The sequence below is a fragment of the Pseudomonas migulae genome, assembly GCF_043225285.1.
GTDB lineage: Bacteria > Pseudomonadota > Gammaproteobacteria > Pseudomonadales > Pseudomonadaceae > Aquipseudomonas > Aquipseudomonas migulae_C.
In genome coordinates this window covers 5,784,255-5,806,772 of the sequence record NZ_CP171224.1, presented here as the reverse complement: position 1 = coordinate 5,806,772, position 22,518 = coordinate 5,784,255, and the positions used below count along the sequence as shown (strand labels likewise).

Genomic DNA, 22,518 nt, shown 5'->3' with positions numbered 1-22,518 from the left:
ATATTCATGCAATTTCCCGACATGCTCTAAAACCGCACAGGTTTGCTATGATCCCGCCCCTTCGTCATGGTCTTTCCGAGTAGCCCCAATGTCCGATCGCAGTGTTCGCCTTCAAGCCCTCAAGCACGCCCTCAAAGAGCGCATTCTGATACTCGACGGCGGCATGGGCACGATGATCCAGAGCTACAAGCTCGAAGAGCAGGATTATCGCGGCAAACGCTTTGCCGACTGGCCAAGCGATGTCAAAGGCAACAACGACCTGTTGGTGCTGACGCGCCCGGACGTGATCGGCGGCATCGAGAAAGCCTATCTGGACGCCGGCGCTGACATTCTGGAAACCAACACCTTCAACGCCACCCGGATTTCCATGGCCGACTATGGCATGGAAGAACTGGCCTACGAACTGAACGTAGAAGGCGCTCGCCTGGCGCGCAAGGTCGCCGATGCGAAAACCCACGAGAACCCGGACAAGCCTCGCTTCGTCGCCGGCGTGCTCGGTCCTACAAGTCGCACTTGCTCGCTGTCGCCAGACGTGAACAACCCCGGCTACCGCAACGTGACCTTCGATGAACTGGTGGAGAACTACACCGAGGCCACCAAAGGCCTGATCGAAGGCGGTGCCGACCTGATCCTGATCGAAACCATTTTCGACACCCTGAACGCCAAAGCCGCGATCTTCGCCGTACAAGGCGTGTTCGAAGAGTTGGGCGTCGAACTGCCGATCATGATTTCCGGCACCATCACCGACGCCTCCGGCCGCACCCTGTCGGGCCAGACCACAGAAGCGTTCTGGAACTCCGTGGCCCACGCCAAACCGATTTCGGTGGGTTTGAACTGCGCCCTCGGCGCCAGCGAACTGCGTCCGTACCTCGAAGAGCTGTCGAACAAGGCCGGCACCCACGTCTCCGCGCACCCGAACGCCGGCCTGCCGAACGAATTCGGCGAGTACGACGAACTGCCGTCGCAAACCGCCAAGGTCATCGAAGAATTCGCCCAAAGCGGCTTCCTCAACATCGTCGGCGGTTGCTGCGGCACCACGCCGGGCCACATCGAAGCCATCGCCAAAGCCGTGGCCGGTTATGCACCGCGTGAAATCCCGGAAATCCCGAAGGCCTGCCGCCTCTCGGGCCTGGAGCCGTTCACCATCGATCGCAACTCGCTGTTCGTCAACGTCGGCGAGCGCACCAACATCACCGGCTCGGCCAAATTCGCCCGCCTGATCCGTGAAGACAACTACACCGAAGCCCTGGAAGTCGCCCTGCAGCAGGTCGAAGCTGGCGCCCAGGTGATCGACATCAACATGGACGAAGGGATGCTCGATTCGAAGAAGGCCATGGTGACCTTCCTCAATCTGATTGCCGGTGAACCGGACATCTCCCGCGTACCGATCATGATCGACTCCTCGAAATGGGAAGTAATCGAAGCCGGCCTCAAGTGCATCCAGGGCAAGGGCATCGTCAACTCGATCAGCATGAAAGAAGGCGTCGAGCAGTTCATCCACCACGCCAAGCTGTGCAAGCGCTACGGCGCCGCCGTGGTGGTGATGGCGTTCGACGAAGCCGGCCAGGCCGACACCGAAGCGCGCAAGAAAGAAATCTGCAAACGCTCCTACGACATTCTGGTCAACGAAGTCGGCTTCCCGCCGGAAGACATCATCTTTGACCCGAACATCTTCGCCGTGGCCACCGGCATCGAAGAACACAACAACTACGCTGTGGACTTCATCAATGCCTGCGCCTACATCCGTGACGAACTGCCGTACGCCCTGACCTCGGGCGGCGTGTCCAACGTGTCGTTCTCGTTCCGTGGCAACAACCCGGTGCGTGAGGCGATTCACTCGGTGTTCCTGCTGTATGCGATCCGCAACGGCCTGACCATGGGTATCGTCAACGCCGGCCAGCTGGAAATCTACGACCAGATCCCGCAAGAGCTGCGCGACGCCGTCGAAGACGTGATCCTCAACCGCACCCCGGAAGGCACCGACGCCCTCCTCGCCATCGCCGACAAATACAAGGGCGACGGCAGCGTCAAGGAAGCCGAGACCGAAGAGTGGCGCGGATGGGAGGTCAACAAGCGTCTGGAACATGCGCTGGTCAAAGGCATCACCACGCACATCGTCGAGGACACCGAAGAGTCGCGCCAGTCGTTCGCCCGTCCGATCGAAGTGATCGAAGGCCCGCTGATGTCCGGCATGAACATCGTCGGCGACCTGTTCGGCGCCGGCAAAATGTTCCTGCCGCAAGTGGTGAAATCCGCCCGCGTCATGAAACAGGCTGTGGCCCACCTGATCCCGTTCATCGAGCTGGAAAAGGGCGACAAGCCGGAAGCCAAGGGCAAGATCCTGATGGCCACGGTGAAAGGCGACGTGCACGACATCGGCAAGAACATCGTTGGCGTGGTGCTCGGCTGCAACGGCTACGACATCGTCGACCTCGGCGTGATGGTGCCGGCCGAGAAGATCCTGCAAGTGGCCAAGGAACAGAAGTGCGACATCATCGGCCTGTCCGGCCTGATCACGCCGTCGCTGGATGAAATGGTCCACGTCGCCCGCGAAATGCAGCGTCAGGATTTCCACCTGCCGCTGATGATCGGTGGCGCGACCACGTCCAAGGCGCACACGGCGGTGAAGATCGAGCCGAAGTACAGCAACGACGCGGTGATCTACGTGACCGACGCCTCCCGCGCCGTGGGCGTGGCGACGCAGTTGCTGTCCAAGGAACTGAAAGCCGGCTTCGTCGAGAAGACCCGCCTGGAATACATCGACGTTCGCGAGCGCACCGCCAACCGCAGCGCCCGCACCGAACGCCTGAGCTACCCGGCCGCCATCGCCAAGAAGCCGCAGTTCGACTGGAGCACCTACGCACCGGTCAAACCGACGTTCACCGGTTCCAAAGTGCTGGACAACATCGACCTCAAAGTCCTGGCCGAATACATCGACTGGACGCCGTTCTTCATCTCCTGGGACCTGGCCGGCAAGTTCCCGCGCATCCTCACGGATGAAGTGGTTGGCGAAGCCGCGACCGCGCTGTACGCCGACGCCCAGGAAATGCTCGCCAAGTTGATCGACGAGAAACTGATCAGCGCCCGTGCGGTGTTCGGTTTCTGGCCGGCCAACCAGGTGCGTGACGACGACATCGAAGTCTACGGTGAGGACGGCAAGCCATTGGCCAAGCTGCATCACCTGCGCCAGCAGACCATCAAGACCGACGGCAAGCCGAACTTCTCCCTGGCTGACTTCGTTGCACCGAAGGACAGTGAAGTCACCGACTACGTGGGTGGCTTCATCACCACCGCGGGCATCGGCGCCGAAGAAGTGGCCAAGGCGTATCAGGACGCGGGCGACGATTACAACTCGATCATGGTCAAGGCCCTCGCCGACCGCCTGGCCGAAGCCTGCGCCGAGTGGCTGCACCAGCAAGTGCGTAAAGACTACTGGGGTTACGCCAAGGACGAGACGCTGGACAATGAGGCGCTGATCAAAGAGCAATACACCGGCATCCGCCCTGCTCCGGGCTACCCGGCGTGCCCGGATCACACCGAGAAGTCGACGCTGTTCGCCCTGCTCGACCCTGAAGCCAGCGAAATGCAGGCCGGCCGCAGCGGCGTGTTCCTCACCGAGCACTACGCGATGTTCCCGGCGGCAGCGGTCAGCGGCTGGTACTTCGCTCACCCGCAGGCGCAATACTTTGCCGTGGGCAAGGTCGACAAGGATCAGGTGCAGAGCTACACCTCGCGCAAAGGTCAGGAACTGAGCGTGACCGAACGCTGGCTGGCGCCTAACCTGGGTTACGACAACTAACCCTGCGGCAACACAAATCCCCCTGTAGGAGCGAGCCTGCTCGCGATGAGGTCATGTCAGTCGACAACAATATCGTCTGATACACCGCCTTCGCGAGCAGCCTCGCTCCTACAGGGGGATTTGTATTTGCAGGGATTGTCTATGCTTAGCGCTCACACATCCGTGACGAGGGGTTTATGACCGATCCAGTCGACAACAAGCCGCCGACTTTCTGGCAGATGCTGCACAGCGTCATGGCTGCAGCGTTCGGGGTACAGAGCGGGAAGAACCGGGCCCGGGATTTCACCCACGGCAAACCCAGTCACTTCGTGCTCCTGGGGATTCTGTTCACGGTGGTGTTTGCGTTGACGCTCTACGGCATCGTGCAATTGGTGCTGTTGTTTGCGGGGGTTTAACGCATCAGGGTTTGCAGGCTGAACGGATAACGGTAGGTCGTTGGCCGGCCCTTGGCCGAGAGTCGACGGAAGTTCACCCCGTAGTCGGGCGATTCACCCATGGCGAGCATCCGCTTGGCGGTGGCCTTGTCGACCAGTTGCAGTAACGGAATCTTACGGTCACGGCCGCCGTAGTGGCTGATATCCACGCCCCGATCCAGGTCATGCAACTCCACCAGCGCCCAACCGCCCAAGGTGAAGTGTCCGCCCAGCAAGACACTCAAGCGGCCATCCACTTTCGCCTGCAACGCTTCGGTAGACGTATTGACCGCACTGAACAGCGCATCCTTGCCCGGCACGCCACCGGCTTCCGAATACGCCTGCATCGCGCCAAACGCCATTTCATCGTTGGCGGCCCACACCAGTGACACCTTGGGATAGCGCCGCAGCAGCAACTTGGCCTGTTCGTACGCACGGTCGCGGGTCCAGCCGCTGTAGACCAGTTGCCGCAAACGCACTTCAGGATGTTCCGCCAGCGCCCGCATCATGCCTTGCTCGCGCAGCTGCGCTGACGGCGTGATTTTCAGGCCGGAGAACGCCAGCAGTTCGATCACCTGACCGGGCGCCACGGGTGGGTGCTGCCGAATCAGCTCCTTGAGCATCAGGTAGCCGCCCTCCTCGTCGTTGGGCACCAGACTGCCCAATCGATCCGGGCGTTCACCCAGCAGGCTCAACTGACTGTCAGTGAGTGCGCCGTTGACCATGAACAGCTTGACGCCGCTGCCTTGTGCCATGCGCAAGACTTGCGGGGCGATGGATTGCTCGTTGACGAACACCAGATAGTCCGGACGGTCGGGACCTTGCAGCGCCAGGCGCGCTTGCGCCAGCGTGAGTTCCGGCATGCGCCGGGAATAGACAATCCGCAGGTCGATACCCAGGTCCGTCGCGGCCGCCTGCATGAATTGCGAATAGCTGGTCCAGAAGGCCTCGTCGACTTTCCCCGGATTCAGGAACAACACCGATTCCGCACGCGCAGCAGGTCCGTAAACCGTGCCCAGCATGAGCAGGAAGGTGTAGAGAAACTTCAACATTGGTCGTCCGAGCCCCCGGAAATTCGCCGCGCATTATAGCCAGCGAACGCCCGTAAAACGGCGTTTATTGCAGCTTTTGTCCGACAATCGTCGGAATCGGGCCCGGACGGGGTCGGTTACTGATGGCTGACCCAGAATACCGCGGTGCCCACGACCAGGATGATCAGAAACAGGATGGCCCAAGCATCGACCGTACTGTCAGGCTTTGAAGCTTTAGTAGGGTTGCTCATTGCATCGCCTCTTGTCGGTTTTATCGGTGATTGCATAAAGACTCGACCAGAGTAAAGACGAGGTTTGCCCACACCACAAATGCGGGTTTATCAATAACGATTCTCGTTAGTCGATTTGGTTCTTTGCATATACTCAAACATCACTTTTGCGCATAACTCCAAACTGGTATCTTGCCCCGGCTCCGTAGGGAGTGCGCGGCCGTGCGCGCAGAATTGCCAAGGCAGTATCGGAGACTTTCCAGGCGAAAACGCAACTGGATCCGACCGGCCCAAGCCTGAGAACAGGACTTATATGTACGTATACGACGAGTACGATCAGCGGATCATCGAGGACCGCGTCAAGCAGTTCCGTGATCAGACCCGACGCTATCTGGCAGGCGAGCTGAGCGAAGAAGAATTCCGCCCGTTGCGTTTGCAGAACGGGCTTTACATCCAGCGTTTCGCACCCATGTTGCGAGTGGCGGTGCCTTACGGCCAGCTGACTTCGCGCCAGACGCGAATGATGGCGAAGATTGCCCGCGACTACGACAAGGGCTACGCCCACATCAGTACCCGCCAGAACGTGCAGTTCAACTGGCCGGCGCTGGAAGACATCCCGGACATCCTGGCCGAGCTGGCCACCGTGCAGATGCACGCGATCCAGACCAGCGGCAACTGCCTGCGCAACGTCACCACCGACCAGTTTGCCGGTGTCGCCGCCGACGAACTGATCGACCCGCGCCCATGGTGCGAGATCGTTCGTCAGTGGACCACGTTCCACCCGGAATTCGCCTACCTGCCGCGTAAATTCAAGATCGCCATCAACGGTTCGACGTCCGACCGTGCCGCCATCGAAGTCCATGACATCGGCCTCGAGCCGGTGCACAACGCCGCTGGCGAACTGGGCTTCCGTGTGCTGGTCGGTGGTGGTCTCGGCCGTACCCCGGTGGTCGGCGCGTTCATCAATGAATTCCTGCCGTGGCAACACCTGTTGAGCTACCTCGATGCCATCCTGCGGGTCTACAACCGCTATGGCCGTCGTGACAACAAGTACAAGGCGCGGATCAAGATTCTGGTCAAGGCCCTGACGCCTGAAGTCTTCGCGCAGAAAGTCGATGCGGAAATGGAACACCTTCGCGGTGGCCAGACCACGCTGACCGAAGCCGAAGTGCATCGGGTCGCCAAGCACTTCGTCGACCCGGACTACAAGGCCCTGGAAAACCAGAGCGCTGCGCTGGCCGAACTCGACAAGGAACATCCGGGCTTCGCCCGCTGGCGTACGCGCAATACCCTGGCACACAAGAAGCCGGGTTATGTCGCCGTGACCCTGTCCCTGAAGCCAACCGGCGTTGCGCCGGGCGACCTCACCGACAAGCAGCTGGATGCCGTGGCCGACCTGGCCGATCGCTATAGCTTCGGTCAACTGCGTACGTCCCACGAACAGAACATCATCCTGGCCGATGTCGAGCAGTCCCGACTGTTCGAGATGTGGGGCGAGCTACGCGAGAAAGGCTTCGCCACGCCGAACATCGGTTTGCTGACCGACATCATCTGCTGCCCTGGCGGTGATTTCTGCTCGCTGGCCAACGCCAAGTCGATCCCGATCGCCGAATCGATCCAGCGCCGTTTCGACGACCTGGACTACCTGTTCGACATCGGTGAACTGGACCTGAACATCTCCGGCTGCATGAACGCCTGTGGTCACCACCACGTCGGCCACATCGGCATCCTCGGGGTGGACAAGAAAGGCGAAGAGTTCTACCAGGTGTCCCTGGGTGGCAGCGCCAGCCGTGACGCCAGCCTGGGCAAGATCCTCGGCCCTTCCTTTGCCCAGGACGCCATGCCTGACGTGATCGAGAAGCTGATCGACGTGTACATCGAACAACGTACCGAAGACGAGCGTTTCATCGACACCTATCAACGTATCGGCATCGACCTCTTCAAGGAACGCGTCTATGCAGCGAATCATTAAGAACAACGCAGTCGTCGACGAAACCTGGCACCTGCTGCCCAAGGATTTCAACATCGACGAGATCACCAACTGCGACGACTACATCGTTCCGTTGCAGCTGTGGCGCGAACACAGCCGCATGCTCCTGGCCCGCGATGGCGGCCTGGGCGTGTGGCTGGACGCTGACGAAGAAGCCGAGGAAATCGGTGAAGACGTCGCGAGCTTCCAGGTGATCGCCTTGAACTTCCCGGCGTTCACCGATGGCCGCAACTACTCCAATGCCCGTTTGCTGCGCGACCGTTACGGTTTCAAAGGCGAACTGCGGGCAATTGGCGATGTGCTGCGCGACCAGCTGTTCTACATGCATCGCTGCGGTTTCGATGCGTTTGCAGTACGGGCCGACAAAGACCCGCACGAAGCCCTTGAAGGTCTCAAGGACTTCTCGGTGACCTATCAGGCCGCCACCGACGAACCGCTGCCGCTGTTCCGTCGTCGCTAAAACGCTGCTTTCCCTGTAGGAGCGAGCCTGCTCGCGATGGAGTATCAATCGACACCGATGTGTCTGACACTCCTTCGCGAGCAGGCTCGCTCCTACAGAGAGCTTAGTGATCTCCTGCCGGAAACGGCCGCCCCAAAGCGACCCAATCGTGGTAAAGCCGGGCCCGATTCTCAAGTGCCGCGAACGCCGCGAACGGGTTATCGAACGCACCTGCCGGTAACGGCACATCCACGGTCAAACGCTCCCACAGTTCATTTGACTCATCTGCTTCAGTCAGCAAGCGCCATACACGTGCCTGAAGATCCAGATAATTGATCTGAAAATCCGCGGTGAGCGTCAAGGTGTTGATCGTCCCTAAAAATCGCCCGCCGCGAGGCCTGAGTGACAGCCATTGCCAAATCTGTAACCGGCCATTCCGCAGGTCTGGATCAATACCTTCCAACCAGACTGCCGGGTCTCCATAGTTATTGCCTGCCGTGCTCAACCACAAGTTGATGCCGGTTTGCTCCCGATGCGCGACCAATCGCTGCAGAGTGTCCTCGTCAGAAATCGGGTTGTTCCAGAGGAGTACTCGATCCCTGGCGACAGCCTGGTTCAGTACAGCCTGCGGCACCCGACTGATCTGATTGCCTCTCAGGTTCAGCATCGTCAAATACGGCCGTTCCAGAATTCCAGTCGGACATCGGGTGATCCCCGTATCTTCCAGATTCAGGTATCGCAACTGATCCATACCCATCACCAAGGGTGGTTCACCCAATGGGTTATCGCTCATATCCAGAGATTGAAGGTTGGTCAGTTCACTCAACTTTCCGGCATTGAGCTCACTCAACTTCAGATGTGTATCTCGCATGTTCAATGAAGTGAGGCGCTTCAATTCGGGAATCATGACGGGTAATTCGCTGTCCTGCTGCCCGTTCGCAAGGTCAAACCGCAAGTCAACCTCTGAAAGATCCAGAGTCTGCACATTGGGAAATGCCTCAAGAAACTCATCCAGGCTGGAAATCACATTCATTTGAAAGTTGTGCATGTTCAAACCGACAACATCGTTCAGTCGAACGTTGAACGCGGGTAATCGATGAAAACTTTCATGGTCCAGGTCCATGGTAAAACCTGTGACATGGTTGCCGGCGTATCGGCTGTGTGGCTGTGGTGGACGCTTTCGCCAGATGGACACAATTTCGTCAGCCAGTTCCATTCGGCCTTGCATCTCATGCGTCATCGCCTCCTGGATCAATTCTGCGTTGTGCGCGGCCAATTGCGCAGCGTTCATACCGGCCGCTTCAGGATCATTGGGGCCCAGGAGCGGGACATCCATATCGTTGATGTCTAGTGCCACCCGATCAACCCAGTTGTTCATGTCCGCGATCAACTGCTGAAGCTGGATGTTCAACTGGCCAATATGGGCCGGGTAACGGCTGCCCATCCGCGCCAGCTCAACGTCGGCGTCAGCATCCGTGATCTCGGGGTAGACCTCCCTGAGATGCACCCTTTTTACTGCCTGTGTCAGCGCTTCGCCCTGAGGCGTACCCGGAAAACCACCCCCCCTGAGACCCTGAGCCTCAAAGGCAAGCCCCGACTTCATTCTGCCCAACCCGGCAATCAGCTCAGCACGCGCCAGTGCGTGATCGCTGATTTTTATCTTCAGTTCAGCACCAGGATCGGCCGACAGCAGCTGCAGAGCCGAGCGTTCTTCATTGGACAGGACACTGGCGACCGCCTCATAAAAATCAGTCGCCGCGGCCGTAGGTGCTGACAGGCTGTAAGGCTGATAGCGATACTGCACCTTGATCAGACGCAACGTAGCGGGTGCATCGACGAGCCCGCTGCGATCAAGCACCCGCCCCCCGGGCGAACCGTCGAGCACTTCGATACACAATCCTTTGGGCCATCCCGGCAGGTTGGCAAGCGAATGCAAGGCCAGCGTGTCCGAATCGGCGCTGGTGACTGACCGCAGATAGAGGCCCTCATAAGCACGATTGAGGCGCACATGTTGCTGATACTGGCGCGCCTTGCCGTCCAGTTGTTTGAACAGCTCTCTGGCCTGCTCAGGGTCGGGATTGGCCTGAACATCAACGCCATACCGATCCAGCATCTGCTCTACGGCTGTTTTGGGTAGATCGGGGTAGGTCTTTTGGAACAGACGGACCCATTCGTGCTCCGACTGCTGGAGTACCTGATAACGACGATTGAATTCGGCCTGCGCGGTCGAAGGATCACCCCGCGCCGTGACGTCCTGATCGATTCTGAAGCGATCGATGGTGTCCCCCAGCAACGGCGTCGGCGCGCGCCCCGACTGCATCAGCCGCAGCATGTCGTCGTCGACGGTGCTGACCTTGCCGATCTGAGCCAGCACTTCATCGCTGAAAGTGCCAGCCGGAGCGCCAATTCCTCGTAGAAGCTCCACCCGCGTTGGCAGCGGCAGCATGTGCGCAGGGTCCGGTGCCTTGACAGTCCCGGTTGATCCGCCGCTATCGTGCTCCACCTCGGTCAGCGCCGCCAACTCCTCACCGTCCTTGCCAAGCGAACCCACGCCATTGGCCAACGGCAGCGCATTGAGCAAACCAAACACGGTTCGAGTCACCCCCTGCGAGCGTTGACTGGCGGTCTCACCGCTAACGGCCTGATCGATGCCATACCCGGCGTCGATCAGGCCAGCAAGGACCAGCAGCCCCTCGCCTCCGGGCACAAACAACGCCAGCGGACCAAACTGGTTGACCCACTCGACAATCGGCTCGACGAAGGCGCTCAGGTTGTCGCGATTGACGTCAGCATCATCGCGAATGGTCTGGTTGCTGGCGACAGCCGCCTGCTTCATGGTTAACACCAGTTGGGCAAACGGATCAGTGTTCGAGGACGCCAGGTCGACGCCGATGTAGTCCGCCGGGTCCCAATAACCATCGTCATTGAAAAAGCCCGACTCCTTGGTCAAGTGATGCTGGCGCGGGAAAATGGCCATGCCATCGAACGCAGTGAGCACGCCGGCATGGAACGTCCCGTCCACACGATCCTCGTCAACGAAGTGTGCGGCCAGTGCCTGCTTCGTTTCGGTGACCTTGCCCTGATCGACGAGCCATTGACGCAGCGCTGCCCTGTCGGCGAATTCATGCAGCGGCGAGGAGTTGCCGGGGATGTAGAGCAACACACGGTCACTGGATCGGTCCCGGTAGCACCAGATATCCCTCGCCGTGTAACGATAAAGTTTCAGACGGCCTGCTTCGACGCTGGCCGGCAAATGCGTTCTTGCGCGTAGTTGGTCGATCGTCAGCCCATCCCATGTCTGATCAGACCGGAGCCCTGCCGCCCGCATGGCGAGATCCAGACCTTTTGTCGACAGGCAGTTTTCCTGGCGCTGCAGCCACGCCGTCATGACAAAAGCGGCCTTGACCGAGGTTCTTAATGCGTAGGGGCTGGATGCCAGCAGCACTTCGTCCGACGGCCAGGCCTTGTCCAGGTAGTTTTCATACAAATACTTCAGATCCAGCTCCCAGACCCACTTCTTGAAATCGGCGGGTCGCAGCTTGAGCTGTGTCTCTGGACCATAGGTTTGCGGTGTCGTCTGGCGATAGATGCCTTCGTAAGTACGGTGATTGCCGCTGCCGTGATCGGCGAACTCATCGACATGCTCGACAAGGCGAACAGCGGGCCCGACATCGGGTGGCGCGTACAAACCAAACGCGGTTTCACCGAAGCGACCGTCACCCACGGTCTGGTAATCGGTAAGCAGCGTTTGCAGCAGCGAGCGCGAACTTCCGATTTGCCCTTGGTGAATGCCGTTGTGTGTCGGGTGGCCCCTGTAGTCGTAATCGAGAGTCACCAACATGGCAGTCTGCGGGTCGATGTCCGCGCCCCACTTTTCCTTGATCAGGCGTTCGCCAAACTGGCCGGGAGTTTGCGGCAATGCAGTGTCCACCGCCGTCTTCAGCTCATCGCGCATTCGTAGCGGTGAAGCCGGGTGCGGGGGCGCAACCGGGTCTTGAGAATCCGTATTCATGATGCATTCCTTTGCAGTCAGTTCAGGACCACCACCCTACCCAATCGGGCCGCTCGGCCCTATCGGAGTGATCGACAGCCACGTAGGGAAAGTTCGCTGCTGACGGCCAGACGTTTTGCAGAGCAAAAAAAACCGTGGAAAGATCCACGGTTTTTTATGGGTCATGACGATCAGGCGTCGTATGTCACCAGAAGCGTTGCTGGGTCAACCGGCTCCACCAGGTCAGCAATACGCGATCGACCGAGCCGCTGGCCGCCATGCCAATGCGTTCCTGCAGGCTTTTGCGTTCGGCGTAGTGCAGGTGGTACAGCTCGGATTTCTTCGCGCGTTCAGCGAGGTATTCATCGCTCGTCTTGAGTTCGTCCACCAGTTGCTTGTCCAGCGCGGCAACCCCGAGCCAGATTTCACCAGTGGCCACTTCATCGATGGCCAGTTGCGGGCGATAGCGGGACACGAAGTTCTTGAATAGCTGATGGGTGACGTCGAGGTCTTCCTGAAACTTCTCGCGGCCCTTCTCGGTGTTTTCGCCAAACACGGTCAGGGTGCGCTTGTATTCGCCGGCGGTGAGCACTTCGAAGTCGATGTCGTGTTTTCTCAGCAAACGGTTGACGTTGGGCAACTGCGCGACCACGCCGATCGAGCCAAGGATGGCGAACGGCGCGCTGATGATCTTCTCGCCGATGCACGCCATCATGTAGCCGCCGCTGGCCGCGACCTTGTCGATGCACACGGTCAACGGGACGCCGGCGTCACGGATACGCGCCAGTTGCGAGGACGCCAGGCCGTAGCTGTGGACCATGCCGCCGCCGCTTTCCAGACGCAGCACCACTTCATCTTTTGGCGTCGCCAGTGTCAGCAACGCCGTGATCTCGTGGCGCAGGCTTTCAGTGGCCGAGGCCTTGATGTCGCCATCGAAATCCAGGACGAACACCCGGGATTTAGGCTCGGGCTTTTTCTTTTGCTTTTTATCGGACTTGGCCTCGACCTTGCGCAAGGCCTTGAGCTGATCCTTGTCGAGCAAGGTCTGCTCCAGGCGCTCGCGCAGCCCTTTGTAGAAATCATTGAGTTTGCTGACTTGCAACTGACCGGCCGACTTGCGACGACCCTTGCTGCGCAACGCCGCAAAACTGGCGAGGACCACCAGAATGGCGATCACCAGTGTCACGGTTTTAGCCAGGAAACTGGCATATTCGGACAGAAACTCCACAGGGACTCCTTCAGTACGATGCGCTGCTCGAACGCGCGGGATACCACCAGCATACCCATGCACCGGCCCGGCGACCAGCCGTGAAACCTCTGGCAACAGCCCTGTAACGGGCATTTCAAACAAGCGTATGTTTTTTCATTGACAGCTCACCGCCATCCTCATAACCTCGCCGAACCTTCAACGTACCGGGATGACGCGGACGTGGGCAGTATCTATTTGATTCGACATGGCCAGGCCTCCTTCGGTGCAGACGATTACGACGTCCTGTCGCCGACCGGTGTTCGCCAGGCTGAAGTCCTCGGCCAGCACCTCGCCAGCCTGGGCCTCAGCTTTGATCGCTGCCTCTCGGGCGACCTGCGCCGCCAGCAGCACACCGCCAGCAGCGCACTGGAACAGTTCGCCGCCGTGGGCCTGCCGGTACCGGTCGTGGAAACCGATTCCGCCTTCAACGAATTCGATGCCGATGCGGTCATCCGCGCGTTGCTGCCGGCGATGCTGGACGATGAGCCCGAAGCGCTGGACATCCTGCGCAACGCCGCGCAAAACCGTGCCGAGTTCCAGCGCATTTTCGCCCTGATCATCGAACGCTGGCTGACCGGCACGTATGACACCCCGGGCCTGGAAAGCTGGCTGGGCTTCGTCGAGCGGGTTCAGGCCGGTTTGCACCGGATCCTCGAGAGCGCCGACAACACCCAGAAAATCGCCGTGTTCACCTCCGGCGGCACCATCACGGCCCTGCTCCACCTCATTACGCAAATGCCTGCCCGACAGGCCTTTGAATTGAACTGGCAAATCGTCAACACCTCGCTCAACCAGCTGAAGTTTCGTGGTCGCGAGGTGGCACTGGCTTCTTTCAACAGTCATGCGCACCTGCAACTGTTGAAAGCCCCGGAACTCATCACGTTTCGCTGAGTCCGGATTATTGTGACCCTGGCTGTAACCACCCAGCTCTAATTACCCAAGAAAGGATCGAACCATGACCTCCGTAGCTGATGCCGTACAAGCAATGAAAGCCAAGTTCAACCCAGCCGCTGCTGCCGGTCTGGACCTGGTCTTCGGTTTCCGCATCGACGACACCAAGAACTTCTCGCTGATCGTCAAAGACAGCACCTGCGAGCTGCAAGAAGGCGAAAACCCTGACGCCCAGGTCACTCTGGTGATGGACGGCGAAACCCTGGAAGGCATCGTTGACGGTTCGACCGACGGCATGCAAGCGTTCATGGGCGGCAAACTGCGCGCTGAAGGCGACATGATGCTGGCGATGAAACTGTCCGAGCTGTTCCCAAGCTAAGACGGCGGCTCCCGCGCTCGGGAGCCTCTCTGGCTGCACGCGAATCCCGCCCCTTGTGGCGGGATTCGTCGTTTTCGCCCTTGCGAAAACCGCCCTCCATGAATTTGCGGTCTATATTCCTTGTGGCCGCATGCGTCAGACATCGGCTGTTCTGTCCCCTTCTTCTGCAAAAAGAACCAAGCGGAGAACACCGCCATGAACCCACCTGACGACCACGACGGATTCAACCGTCGACGTGTACTGCAAGGTCTTTCGGCGGGTGCCGTCGGCGCCTGGATCAGTCCGCTATTCGCAGGGAGTAAAACCATGCCTGACACTCCGGCCGACCTCATTCTGTACAACGGACGCCTGCACACAGTCGATCGCAAGAAACCCCAGGCCAGCGCCGTCGCGATCAAGGACGGACGCTTCGTGGTGGTCGGCAGCGACGCCCAGGCCATGGCGCTGCAAGGCCCCGGCACACAAATTATCGACTTGCACGGCCGCACGGTGATTCCCGGTCTCAATGACTCGCACTTGCACCTGATTCGTGGCGGCCTCAATTACAACCTCGAACTGCGCTGGGAAGGCGTACCGTCGCTGGTCGATGCGCTGCGCCTGCTCAAGCAGCAGGCCGACCGCACGCCCACGCCGCAATGGGTGCGGGTGGTCGGTGGCTGGAACGAATTCCAGTTCGCCGAAAAACGCCTGCCGACCCTTGATGAACTGAACAAAGCGGCGCCGGACACCCCGGTGTTCGTGCTGCACCTGTATGACCGCGCCCTGCTCAACCGCGCCGCGTTGAAAGTGGTCGGCTACACCCGCGACACGCCGAACCCGCCGGGCGGTGAAATCCAGCGTGACGCCAATGGCGACCCGACCGGCATGCTGATCGCCCGTCCCAACGCGATGATTCTCTACTCGACCCTGGCCAAGGGACCGAAGTTACCGCTGGAATACCAGGTCAATTCGACCCGCCAGTTCATGCGTGAACTCAACCGTCTCGGCGTCACCAGCGCCATCGATGCCGGCGGCGGTTACCAGAACTATCCGGACGACTATCAAGTCATCCAGCAACTGGCCAAGGACCAGCAACTGACGGTGCGCATCGCCTACAACCTGTTCACCCAGAAACCCAAGGAAGAACTGACCGACTTCAAGCACTGGACCGGCAGCTCCCACTACGGCCAGGGTGATGACTTCCTGAGGCACAACGGTGCCGGGGAAATGCTGGTGTTCTCGGCAGCGGATTTCGAGGACTTCCTCGAACCACGGCCGGACCTGCCGCAAACCATGGAACAGGAACTCGAACCGGTGGTGCGCCACCTCGTCGAACAGCGCTGGCCATTCCGTTTGCACGCCACGTACAACGAGTCCATCAGCCGCATGCTCGATGTGTTCGAGAAGGTCAATCGCGACATCCCGTTCGATGGCTTGCCGTGGTTTTTCGACCACGCCGAAACCATCACCCCGCAGAACATTGAACGGGTGAAAGCCCTGGGCGGCGGCATTGCAATCCAGGATCGCATGGCGTTCCAGGGCGAGTATTTTGTTGATCGCTACGGCGCCAAGGCTGCCGAGCACACACCGCCGATCGCGCGCATGCTCGCCGAAGGCGTTCCCGTCGGCGCGGGCACCGACGCCACGCGGGTGTCGAGCTACAACCCCTGGACTTCCCTGTACTGGCTGGTCAGCGGGCGCACCGTCGGTGGTCTGGAGCTGTATCCGCAGGGCTTGAGCCGCGACACCGCGCTGGAACTGTTCACCCATGGCAGCGCCTGGTTTTCCTCGGAGCAAGGCAAGAAAGGCCAGATCAAGGTCGGACAACTGGCGGACCTTATCGCGCTGTCGGCGGACTATTTCCACATCGAGGACGAAGCGGTCAAATGGATCGAGTCGGTGCTGACCATTGTCGATGGCAAGATCGTCTACGGTACCGCCGAATTCGAAAAACTCGGCCCGCCCCCCGTGCCGGTGGTGCCGGAATGGTCACCGGTGGTGAACGTGCCCGGCCACTGGAAACCGCTGGCACCGCTGACGGCGCAGGTTCATCAGTGTGTCGGCGCTTGCGCGGTGCATGCGCACAGCCATGAACGGGCGCGATTGTCGTCGGCGCCGGTCAGTGATTTCCAGGGGTTCTGGGGCGCGTTTGGCTGTTCGTGTTTTGCGTTTTGAACGCTATCAGCGCCTGACGCATGACCTGTAGGAGCCGGCTTGCCGGCGATGGCGTCTGGTCAGGCGACTAACCTTTCAACAGGGCCACCGCTATCGCCAGCAAGCCGGCTCCTACAGATCGAGGTTTGGCTGATACACCGCGGTGCCTGGATCGCCAGCAAGCCGGCTCCTACAATGCACCGTGGGCCGGCGCCTACAGATCGTGGGCGTATCGGGAGGAGGCGTCTGCTCTTACAATGCCTGCACCTTTTGCTCCGGCCTTCCCATGGACATCGACCTCGCCCGCACCTTTCTGGAAATCGTCCGCCACGGCAGCCTCGCCGCCGCTGCGGAAAAACTCCACGTCACCCAGACCGCGATCACTGCGCGGGTGCAGAAACTCGAAAGCCAGTTGGGCAGCACGTTGTTCGTGCGCAACCGCGCCGGTGCGCGCCTGACGCCGAACGGCGAAGCGTTTGTGGTGTACGCCAACCAGTTGGTCGAAACCTGGGAAGCTGCACGCCGGGACTTGCCATTGCCCGAGGGTTACCACGACGTGCTGCACATCGGCGGCGAGGTCAGTTTGTGCAACCCGTTGATGCTCAGCTGGGCCGGTGAACTGCGCGAGAAGATTCCCAGCCACGCTTTGCGCATGGAAATCCGCGACGGCGAAAACCTGCTGCGCCAACTGGAGCTGGGAGTACTGGATGCGGCGCTGGTCTATCAGCCCGAGTACTGGCCACGATTGCAGGTCGAGCAGGTGCTCGAAGAAAAACTGATTCTGGTGCGCCTCGCCGGAAAACCGGACCCGTACGTGTACATCGACTGGGGCCCGGATTTCCGTCGGCAGCACGATGCCGCGTTACCCGAAAAAGCCAAGGCCGCGATGAGCTTCAACCTCGGTCCGCTGGCCCTGCAATACATTCTGGAAAACGGCGGCAGTGGTTATTTCCGGACCCGGGTGGTGCACAGCTACCTGGAAAGCGGTGTGCTGGAACAAGTGCCGAAAGCCCCGGAATTCAGCTACCCGACTTATCTGGTGTATTCCCGTGATCGCGATTCGACGACCCTGCAACGCGCCTTTGACCTGCTGCGCGAAGTCATCCGCTCCGACGATGACTGGTCACAGCGCTGGAACCCGCTGACCTGAGTGCGTTTTACACCGGAACATGGCGTTTGTGTCCTCTGGCTCCGGCCCGCCGAAAACGGCGCAATCGTCTAATCTGCTGGGACAACAATAAATACAGGTGAATGCAGTGAGGCAGACCACCGAGGCATTTCGCACGCGCTATCGAGCTGATATCCATCCCCACTACAACCCTTGGCTGCATGGCGCCTTTGTGCTGCTGTTCGGCGTGCTGGCCATCGCCACCTTCTGGAGTACTGTGCATCAGGTGCTGCCGCTGGAATGGCTGGCGGTGCCCCTGACGTTGTTGTTTTTCAATTTCGGCGTGTACATGGTTCATCGCCATCTGGGGCATCACAAAAAAAGCTTCGCGCGGATGTTCTATACCCGCCATGCCGGTGACCATCACAGTTTTTTCGCGCCCGGCAGCATGAGCTACGACAGTGCCCGGGACTGGCGGGTGATCCTGTTTCCCGCCTGGTTGATCGTGGTGCACACGCTGCTCATCACCCTGCCCGTCTGGTGGCTGCTGCGGCTAGTGGATGCGAACGTCGCCGGACTGGTCGGCGGCTGCCTGGTGCTCGGTTACCTGACCTATGAAGTGTTCCATGCCTGCGAGCACCTGCCGCCGTCGAACCCGGTGGCACGCTGGCCGTGGATCCGTCAGATGCGCCGCCTGCACGAGCTGCATCATCGGCGCGAACTGATGCAGGAACGCAATTTCAACATCGTTTTCCCGCTGATGGACTACCTGTTCGGCACCCTCTATTGGGAGCCCGAGCCGACCTACCTGTATCCGACGAGTACGCCCATGACCCGCATGCAGCATCACATCAACATCACCGGCAACCCGATCAACGTGCTCGCCTACGCCAGCACCGTGACCCGTTGGCCGGAGTGGCACCCGTCGTCGCTCAAGGTCGAAGGCCCGGCAGGTCCGCTGCATGCCGGTTCGCGCTTCGAGGAGGACATTCGGGCCGGTGGGCGCGACGGTCATCTGAGCTGGGTGGTCAATGAATACTTGCCCGGTCGCCGCTGGAGCGCGCGTGCCCAGGGCGATCACGGCCTGTCATTGGTGGTGACCTATGAATGCGAGGCCGAGGGGGATGAAACTCGGTTTGTCCGCACTCTGGAATACCAGTTCAGCGGCCTGGGAATGCGAATTGCCAACCACGTGTTGTTGAAACGACGTATTGACCGTGAGTCCGCCGACTCGATGCAGGCCTTGCGCGAAATGGCGCACAAACACCTGACGACGGGAGTCACCGCGTGAGGTTTCGCCATGTTGTGTTGCTGGTCATCGCGGCCATTGCCGCGTTCCTGCTGCTGATGCCGACCAAGGTGCAACCCGTGGCCTGGACACCACCGCCAGCGCCGTCTCTTACCAGCGGAATCTACGCCGACAATCAGCGCCTCAAAGGCGTAAAGCGTGTGGGCGCTGACGATATCGACGGGCCGGAAGCGTTGCTGCTGGAGAGCGACGTACTCATTACCGGCCTGCATGATGGCCGGCTGATTCGCACCAGCCTCGACGGCAAGGTCACCAAGGTTCTGGCGGATACCGGCGGACGGCCTCTGGGCCTCGCTCGCCATCCCAACGGTTTGCTGGTGATCGCCGACGCGGTCAAGGGCTTGCTGTCGCTGGATGCCCAGGGGCGGCTGGTCGCGCTGACCACGGCGGCGAACGGCGTGCCGTTTGGTTTCACCGACGATGTGGCCATCGATAAATCCGGGCACTACGCCTACTTCAGCGATGCTTCCAGCCGCTTCGGCTACGGTCACGACGGCGAGGCGATCATCGAGCATGGCGGCGATGGCCGTCTGTTGCGCTATGACTTCCAGACCGGCAAGACCACGGTGCTGCTGGATAAACTGGAGTTTGCCAACGGCGTGACCCTGGGGCCGGACGACGCCTTTGTGCTGGTCAACGAAACCGGGGCGTACCGGATCAGCCGCTACTGGCTGAGCGGGCCGAAAGCCGGGACGCATGATCTGTTCATCGACAACCTGCCGGGGCTGCCGGACAACCTGGCGTTCAATGGCCGGGACCGTTTCTGGGTGGCGTTGTACGCGCCGCGCAACGCCCTGCTCGACGCCACGGCGGCGCATCCCTTCGTGCGCAAGGTGATCGTGCGGGCAATGACCGTCCTGCCCAAACCGGTGGAGAAACGCGGGTTTGCGCTGGGGCTGGATGTCGAGGGCAAGGTGATCGCCAATCTGCAGGACGGCAGCAGCGACAATTACTCGCCGATCACCACGGTGCGTGAATATGGTGATTGGCTGTATTTCGGGTCTTTGAAGGCCAGGCACATGGTGCGATTGCCGCTGAGCACTGCGCTGTCCCCGAATTAACCTTGTAGGAGCCAGCTTGCTGGCGATGGCGTCTGCGAGATCGCCATCGCCAGCAAGTGGCTCCTACAGGTTCGATGCCGCGCAATTTATCGGGGATCGGGCTCGCCATCGCGCTCAGCGTTATCGGTTTCTTCCCGCACGCGCTCAGGGTCGAGGTCGGTGCCGTCGTCCTGCTCCAGGGGAATGGCACCTTCATTGTTCGGCAATTCATCGATACCCGGTTCATCCTCGGGGTTGACGGTACTGCGCCCCGGGCTCAAGGGCTCGGGATGCGTGGGGATAGGGTCGTAGCCGCCCTGCTCTTCGCTCGGAAATCTGGGGTGGGTCATGGGGCACCTCGCATGGAGCCGTAAAATCGGACTCTGATCATTCGAGGTGCCGGGATTTATCGCCGTTCCAATTTTTCAGTCACCGGTGGTCGGTGGCTGGTGCGACACCTCAGGACGGTGTCTGTAGTTGTTTGACGATCTTGTCCTTGACCAACAAGCGCGTCTCCTTGAGCTTCTTCACTGCGTCATCGCTGGATTTGGCTTGCTCCGCCTTCACCACTTCGGCATCCGCCTGCGAATACTTGTTGATCAGCGAATCCAGTAACGGATCCTTGGTGCGTTTTTGCTGGATCTCTTCCTTTGATATTTTCAGGTCCTGAAGAAGATCATGAGTCACCGGCATGGAACACCTCCGTTTGTTGATCGGCAGCAAACGCGATTGATTGCGTTCACCAACTATCAGAATGGCCTCGGTTTATGGGTTCTGTCGACCGCCTATCAGACCAGCGGTGTCCGTTCGTCGCCCGGTTGCAAACCCGATCAAACCTTTGTCCGCCCGTCGGCCTCCACAGGATAACGATCATCCGATTGCCCATGAAAACCTGTTGCGGAGAATGACCAATGGACGGATTCACCCTGCGCCACCTCGCTTTGGCCGTCGCCTTGAGCACCAGCATGGGCGCGGCATTTGCTGCCACTTCCAATGACTTCGTCGACAACGCGGCCGCCGGTGGCATCGCCGAAGTCGAAACCAGCAAGCTGGCCCTTGAAAAAAGCGCGTCGGCCGATATCAAGTCGTTTGCCAACATGATGATCACCGATCACTCCAAGGCTAACGACGAACTGGCCGCCATCGCGAAGAAACACGACATTGAAGTGCCGGACAGCACGACGCTGGTGAAACAGGCCAAAGAAAAGATCCTCGACCTGCGTGATGAATCGTTCGACGCGGCCTACGCCAACAATCAGGTGAAGGCCCATGAAGAAACCATCGAACTGTTCAAGAAAGAAGCCGGCACGGTGACCGATGACAGAGTCAAAGGCGCTACCGAACTGAAAGGTTTTGCGCAAAAAATGCTGCCGGCACTGGAGAAACACCTGGAGATGGCGAAAAAACTGCAGGCCGCCCATCCGAGCAAGTAGTCCGCCTCATCACGAAAGCCGCATCCCGTCATGCGGCTTTTTTGTGCCTGTGTGGTTTCTGGTCACACTCAAAAAATCGCAGCCTCGAGCAGCGCCAACTAGAGTCCATGTGCGCCGGATGAAAATATCCTGCGCACAGCGAACAACTATTTCATACGAGAAATGTCACTGACTTGCGCCGGTCGATTTTCGGGGAATCGGTGCACACTTTTCAGGGAGTCAAGACACATGGCAGCACTGCAAACCACCACGCTGGATGCGATTAAAAACAAACAGACGCAACTGCTCAGCGAATGGATCAACGGCCTCGAAGCCAGCGGCGCCTCGCGCAACATCAAAGAACTGGACTTGAAGCAACAGACGAGTGACTTTCTTAAACTGATCGTCACTGGGCTTGAAAACGGCAACACCCAGAACGTAGCCGCGCCAGGCTGGGACGACATTCGCGTGTTCCTCGAAAAGCTCTCCCACAGCCGCGCCCTCCTTGGTCAGGATTCGCAGCAGACCGCCAGCTTCATCTTCGCGCTGAAAGGTCCACTGTTTGCACTGCTGCAGAATCATTACCAGGACAACCCTGCGCTGCTGGCCGAACAGCTTTGGGAGATTTCCGAACTGCTCGATGCATTGGGCATGCACACCATCCGCACCTTCCAGAAATCCCGCGAAGCGGTGATCAAGCGTCAGCAGGAAGAGTTGCTGGAATTGTCGACCCCGGTGGTCAAGCTCTGGGATGGCGTCCTCGCGCTGCCAATGATCGGCACGCTGGATTCGCAACGGACCCAGGTGGTGATGGAGTCGCTGTTGCAGCGCATCGTCGACACCGGTTCGGAAATCGCCATCATCGACATTACCGGCGTGCCGACCGTCGATACCCTGGTTGCCCAGCACCTGCTGAAAACCGTGACCGCCATTCGCCTGATGGGTGCCGATTGCATCATCAGCGGCGTGCGTCCGCAGATCGCCCAGACCATCGTGCACCTGGGGCTGGACCTGCAAGGCGTGGTCACCAAGGCCAACCTGGCCGATGCGCTGAAACTGGCCCTGACCCGGCTGGGCCTGACCGTCAAAAAGGCGGAATGAGCC

17 protein-coding genes are annotated in these 22,518 nt (G+C 59.8%); 12 read left to right on the top strand and 5 right to left on the bottom strand.

Annotation, left to right across the window (positions count from 1 at the left end; genetic code table 11):
* Positions 1-88: 88 nt before the first annotated feature.
* Positions 89-3,799, top strand: coding sequence for a methionine synthase (gene metH / locus ACF6ZU_RS26735; protein ID WP_392888544.1), 3,711 nt, complete (start codon positions 89-91; stop codon positions 3,797-3,799).
* Positions 3,800-3,975: 176 nt separating this feature from the next.
* A complete protein-coding gene (locus ACF6ZU_RS26730; protein ID WP_392888542.1) occupies positions 3,976-4,194 on the top strand; it encodes a DUF2970 domain-containing protein in 219 nt (72 codons plus the stop codon).
* Here ACF6ZU_RS26730 and ACF6ZU_RS26725 read toward each other — a convergent pair.
* Complete coding sequence (locus ACF6ZU_RS26725) at positions 4,191-5,264, bottom strand: ABC transporter substrate-binding protein (RefSeq protein ID WP_392888541.1); 1,074 nt, start codon at positions 5,262-5,264, stop codon at positions 4,191-4,193. The genes ACF6ZU_RS26730 and ACF6ZU_RS26725 overlap by 4 nt on opposite strands.
* A 522-nt stretch (positions 5,265-5,786) precedes the next feature.
* Between ACF6ZU_RS26725 and ACF6ZU_RS26720 the strand changes: the two genes are divergently transcribed.
* Together ACF6ZU_RS26720 and ACF6ZU_RS26715 are read left to right on the top strand one after the other, a co-directional pair.
* A complete protein-coding gene (locus ACF6ZU_RS26720; RefSeq protein ID WP_392888539.1) occupies positions 5,787-7,445 on the top strand; it encodes a nitrite/sulfite reductase in 1,659 nt (552 codons plus the stop codon).
* On the top strand, positions 7,429-7,923 hold the full coding sequence (locus ACF6ZU_RS26715; protein ID WP_392888537.1) for a DUF934 domain-containing protein: 495 nt from the start codon (positions 7,429-7,431) through the stop codon (positions 7,921-7,923). Before ACF6ZU_RS26720 ends, ACF6ZU_RS26715 begins: the two co-directional genes overlap by 17 nt.
* A 103-nt stretch (positions 7,924-8,026) precedes the next feature.
* Here the strand turns inward: ACF6ZU_RS26715 and ACF6ZU_RS26710 are convergent, their stop codons facing one another.
* Both ACF6ZU_RS26710 and sohB read right to left on the bottom strand, forming a co-directional pair.
* Positions 8,027-11,914 carry a leucine-rich repeat domain-containing protein gene (locus ACF6ZU_RS26710; protein ID WP_392888536.1) on the bottom strand — a complete coding sequence of 1,296 codons (3,888 nt, stop codon included), beginning with the start codon at positions 11,912-11,914 and terminating at the stop codon, positions 8,027-8,029.
* Between the two features lie 184 nt (positions 11,915-12,098).
* On the bottom strand, positions 12,099-13,121 hold the full coding sequence (gene sohB, locus ACF6ZU_RS26705) for a protease SohB (RefSeq protein WP_392888534.1): 1,023 nt from the start codon (positions 13,119-13,121) through the stop codon (positions 12,099-12,101).
* Between the two features lie 201 nt (positions 13,122-13,322).
* On the opposite strand from sohB, the gene ACF6ZU_RS26700 reads away from it, so the two are divergent.
* The 6 genes from ACF6ZU_RS26700 (at position 13,323) to ACF6ZU_RS26675 (ending at position 20,023) form a co-directional block, all read left to right on the top strand.
* The gene (locus ACF6ZU_RS26700) at positions 13,323-14,033 is read left to right on the top strand and encodes a histidine phosphatase family protein (protein WP_392888532.1); all 711 of its coding nucleotides are present in this window, start codon (positions 13,323-13,325) and stop codon (positions 14,031-14,033) included.
* Between the two features lie 64 nt (positions 14,034-14,097).
* Positions 14,098-14,412 carry an SCP2 sterol-binding domain-containing protein gene (locus ACF6ZU_RS26695; RefSeq protein WP_008015934.1) on the top strand — a complete coding sequence of 105 codons (315 nt, stop codon included), beginning with the start codon at positions 14,098-14,100 and terminating at the stop codon, positions 14,410-14,412.
* Positions 14,413-14,718: 306 nt separating this feature from the next.
* A complete protein-coding gene (locus tag ACF6ZU_RS26690) occupies positions 14,719-16,566 on the top strand; it encodes an amidohydrolase (RefSeq protein ID WP_392888530.1) in 1,848 nt (615 codons plus the stop codon).
* A 265-nt stretch (positions 16,567-16,831) separates the two neighbouring features.
* Positions 16,832-17,695, top strand: a complete 864-nt coding sequence (locus tag ACF6ZU_RS26685; RefSeq protein ID WP_392888528.1) for a LysR family transcriptional regulator — start codon at positions 16,832-16,834, stop codon at positions 17,693-17,695.
* Between the two features lie 106 nt (positions 17,696-17,801).
* On the top strand, positions 17,802-18,944 hold the full coding sequence (locus ACF6ZU_RS26680) for an SRPBCC family protein (protein ID WP_392888526.1): 1,143 nt from the start codon (positions 17,802-17,804) through the stop codon (positions 18,942-18,944).
* Positions 18,941-20,023, top strand: coding sequence for an SMP-30/gluconolactonase/LRE family protein (locus tag ACF6ZU_RS26675; RefSeq protein WP_392888524.1), 1,083 nt, complete (start codon positions 18,941-18,943; stop codon positions 20,021-20,023). The genes ACF6ZU_RS26680 and ACF6ZU_RS26675 overlap by 4 nt, the downstream gene beginning before the upstream one ends.
* Before the next feature lie 86 nt (positions 20,024-20,109).
* On the opposite strand, the gene ACF6ZU_RS26670 is transcribed toward ACF6ZU_RS26675, so the two are convergent.
* Together ACF6ZU_RS26670 and ACF6ZU_RS26665 are read right to left on the bottom strand one after the other, a co-directional pair.
* Positions 20,110-20,352: a hypothetical protein gene (locus ACF6ZU_RS26670; RefSeq protein WP_392888523.1), complete on the bottom strand. Its 243-nt coding sequence runs from the start codon at positions 20,350-20,352 to the stop codon at positions 20,110-20,112.
* Positions 20,353-20,461: 109 nt separating this feature from the next.
* Positions 20,462-20,695, bottom strand: coding sequence for a DUF465 domain-containing protein (locus ACF6ZU_RS26665; RefSeq protein ID WP_392888521.1), 234 nt, complete (start codon positions 20,693-20,695; stop codon positions 20,462-20,464).
* Between the two features lie 218 nt (positions 20,696-20,913).
* Here ACF6ZU_RS26665 and ACF6ZU_RS26660 point away from each other — a divergent pair, with 218 nt between their 5' ends.
* Together ACF6ZU_RS26660 and ACF6ZU_RS26655 are read left to right on the top strand one after the other, a co-directional pair.
* Positions 20,914-21,435, top strand: coding sequence for a DUF4142 domain-containing protein (locus ACF6ZU_RS26660; protein ID WP_392888519.1), 522 nt, complete (start codon positions 20,914-20,916; stop codon positions 21,433-21,435).
* Between the two features lie 228 nt (positions 21,436-21,663).
* Positions 21,664-22,515: an STAS domain-containing protein gene (locus tag ACF6ZU_RS26655; RefSeq protein WP_392888518.1), complete on the top strand. Its 852-nt coding sequence runs from the start codon at positions 21,664-21,666 to the stop codon at positions 22,513-22,515.
* Positions 22,516-22,518: the final 3 nt, after the last annotated feature.

What these genes read in the sequence shown, in the direction of transcription:
- ACF6ZU_RS26730 (WP_392888542.1), top strand. Translation starts at nt 3,976, where the DNA reads ATGACCGATCCAGTCGACAACAAGCCGCCGACTTTCTGGCAGATGCTG.
- ACF6ZU_RS26710 (WP_392888536.1), bottom strand. Translation starts at nt 11,914, where the DNA reads ATGAATACGGATTCTCAAGACCCGGTTGCGCCCCCGCACCCGGCTTCA.
- ACF6ZU_RS26715 (WP_392888537.1), top strand. Translation starts at nt 7,429, where the DNA reads ATGCAGCGAATCATTAAGAACAACGCAGTCGTCGACGAAACCTGGCAC.
- ACF6ZU_RS26725 (WP_392888541.1), bottom strand. Translation starts at nt 5,264, where the DNA reads ATGTTGAAGTTTCTCTACACCTTCCTGCTCATGCTGGGCACGGTTTAC.
- ACF6ZU_RS26655 (WP_392888518.1), top strand. Translation starts at nt 21,664, where the DNA reads ATGGCAGCACTGCAAACCACCACGCTGGATGCGATTAAAAACAAACAG.
- ACF6ZU_RS26670 (WP_392888523.1), bottom strand. Translation starts at nt 20,352, where the DNA reads ATGACCCACCCCAGATTTCCGAGCGAAGAGCAGGGCGGCTACGACCCT.
- ACF6ZU_RS26665 (WP_392888521.1), bottom strand. Translation starts at nt 20,695, where the DNA reads ATGCCGGTGACTCATGATCTTCTTCAGGACCTGAAAATATCAAAGGAA.
- metH (WP_392888544.1), top strand. Translation starts at nt 89, where the DNA reads ATGTCCGATCGCAGTGTTCGCCTTCAAGCCCTCAAGCACGCCCTCAAA.
- ACF6ZU_RS26660 (WP_392888519.1), top strand. Translation starts at nt 20,914, where the DNA reads ATGGACGGATTCACCCTGCGCCACCTCGCTTTGGCCGTCGCCTTGAGC.
- ACF6ZU_RS26685 (WP_392888528.1), top strand. Translation starts at nt 16,832, where the DNA reads ATGGACATCGACCTCGCCCGCACCTTTCTGGAAATCGTCCGCCACGGC.
- ACF6ZU_RS26690 (WP_392888530.1), top strand. Translation starts at nt 14,719, where the DNA reads ATGCCTGACACTCCGGCCGACCTCATTCTGTACAACGGACGCCTGCAC.
- ACF6ZU_RS26720 (WP_392888539.1), top strand. Translation starts at nt 5,787, where the DNA reads ATGTACGTATACGACGAGTACGATCAGCGGATCATCGAGGACCGCGTC.
- ACF6ZU_RS26695 (WP_008015934.1), top strand. Translation starts at nt 14,098, where the DNA reads ATGACCTCCGTAGCTGATGCCGTACAAGCAATGAAAGCCAAGTTCAAC.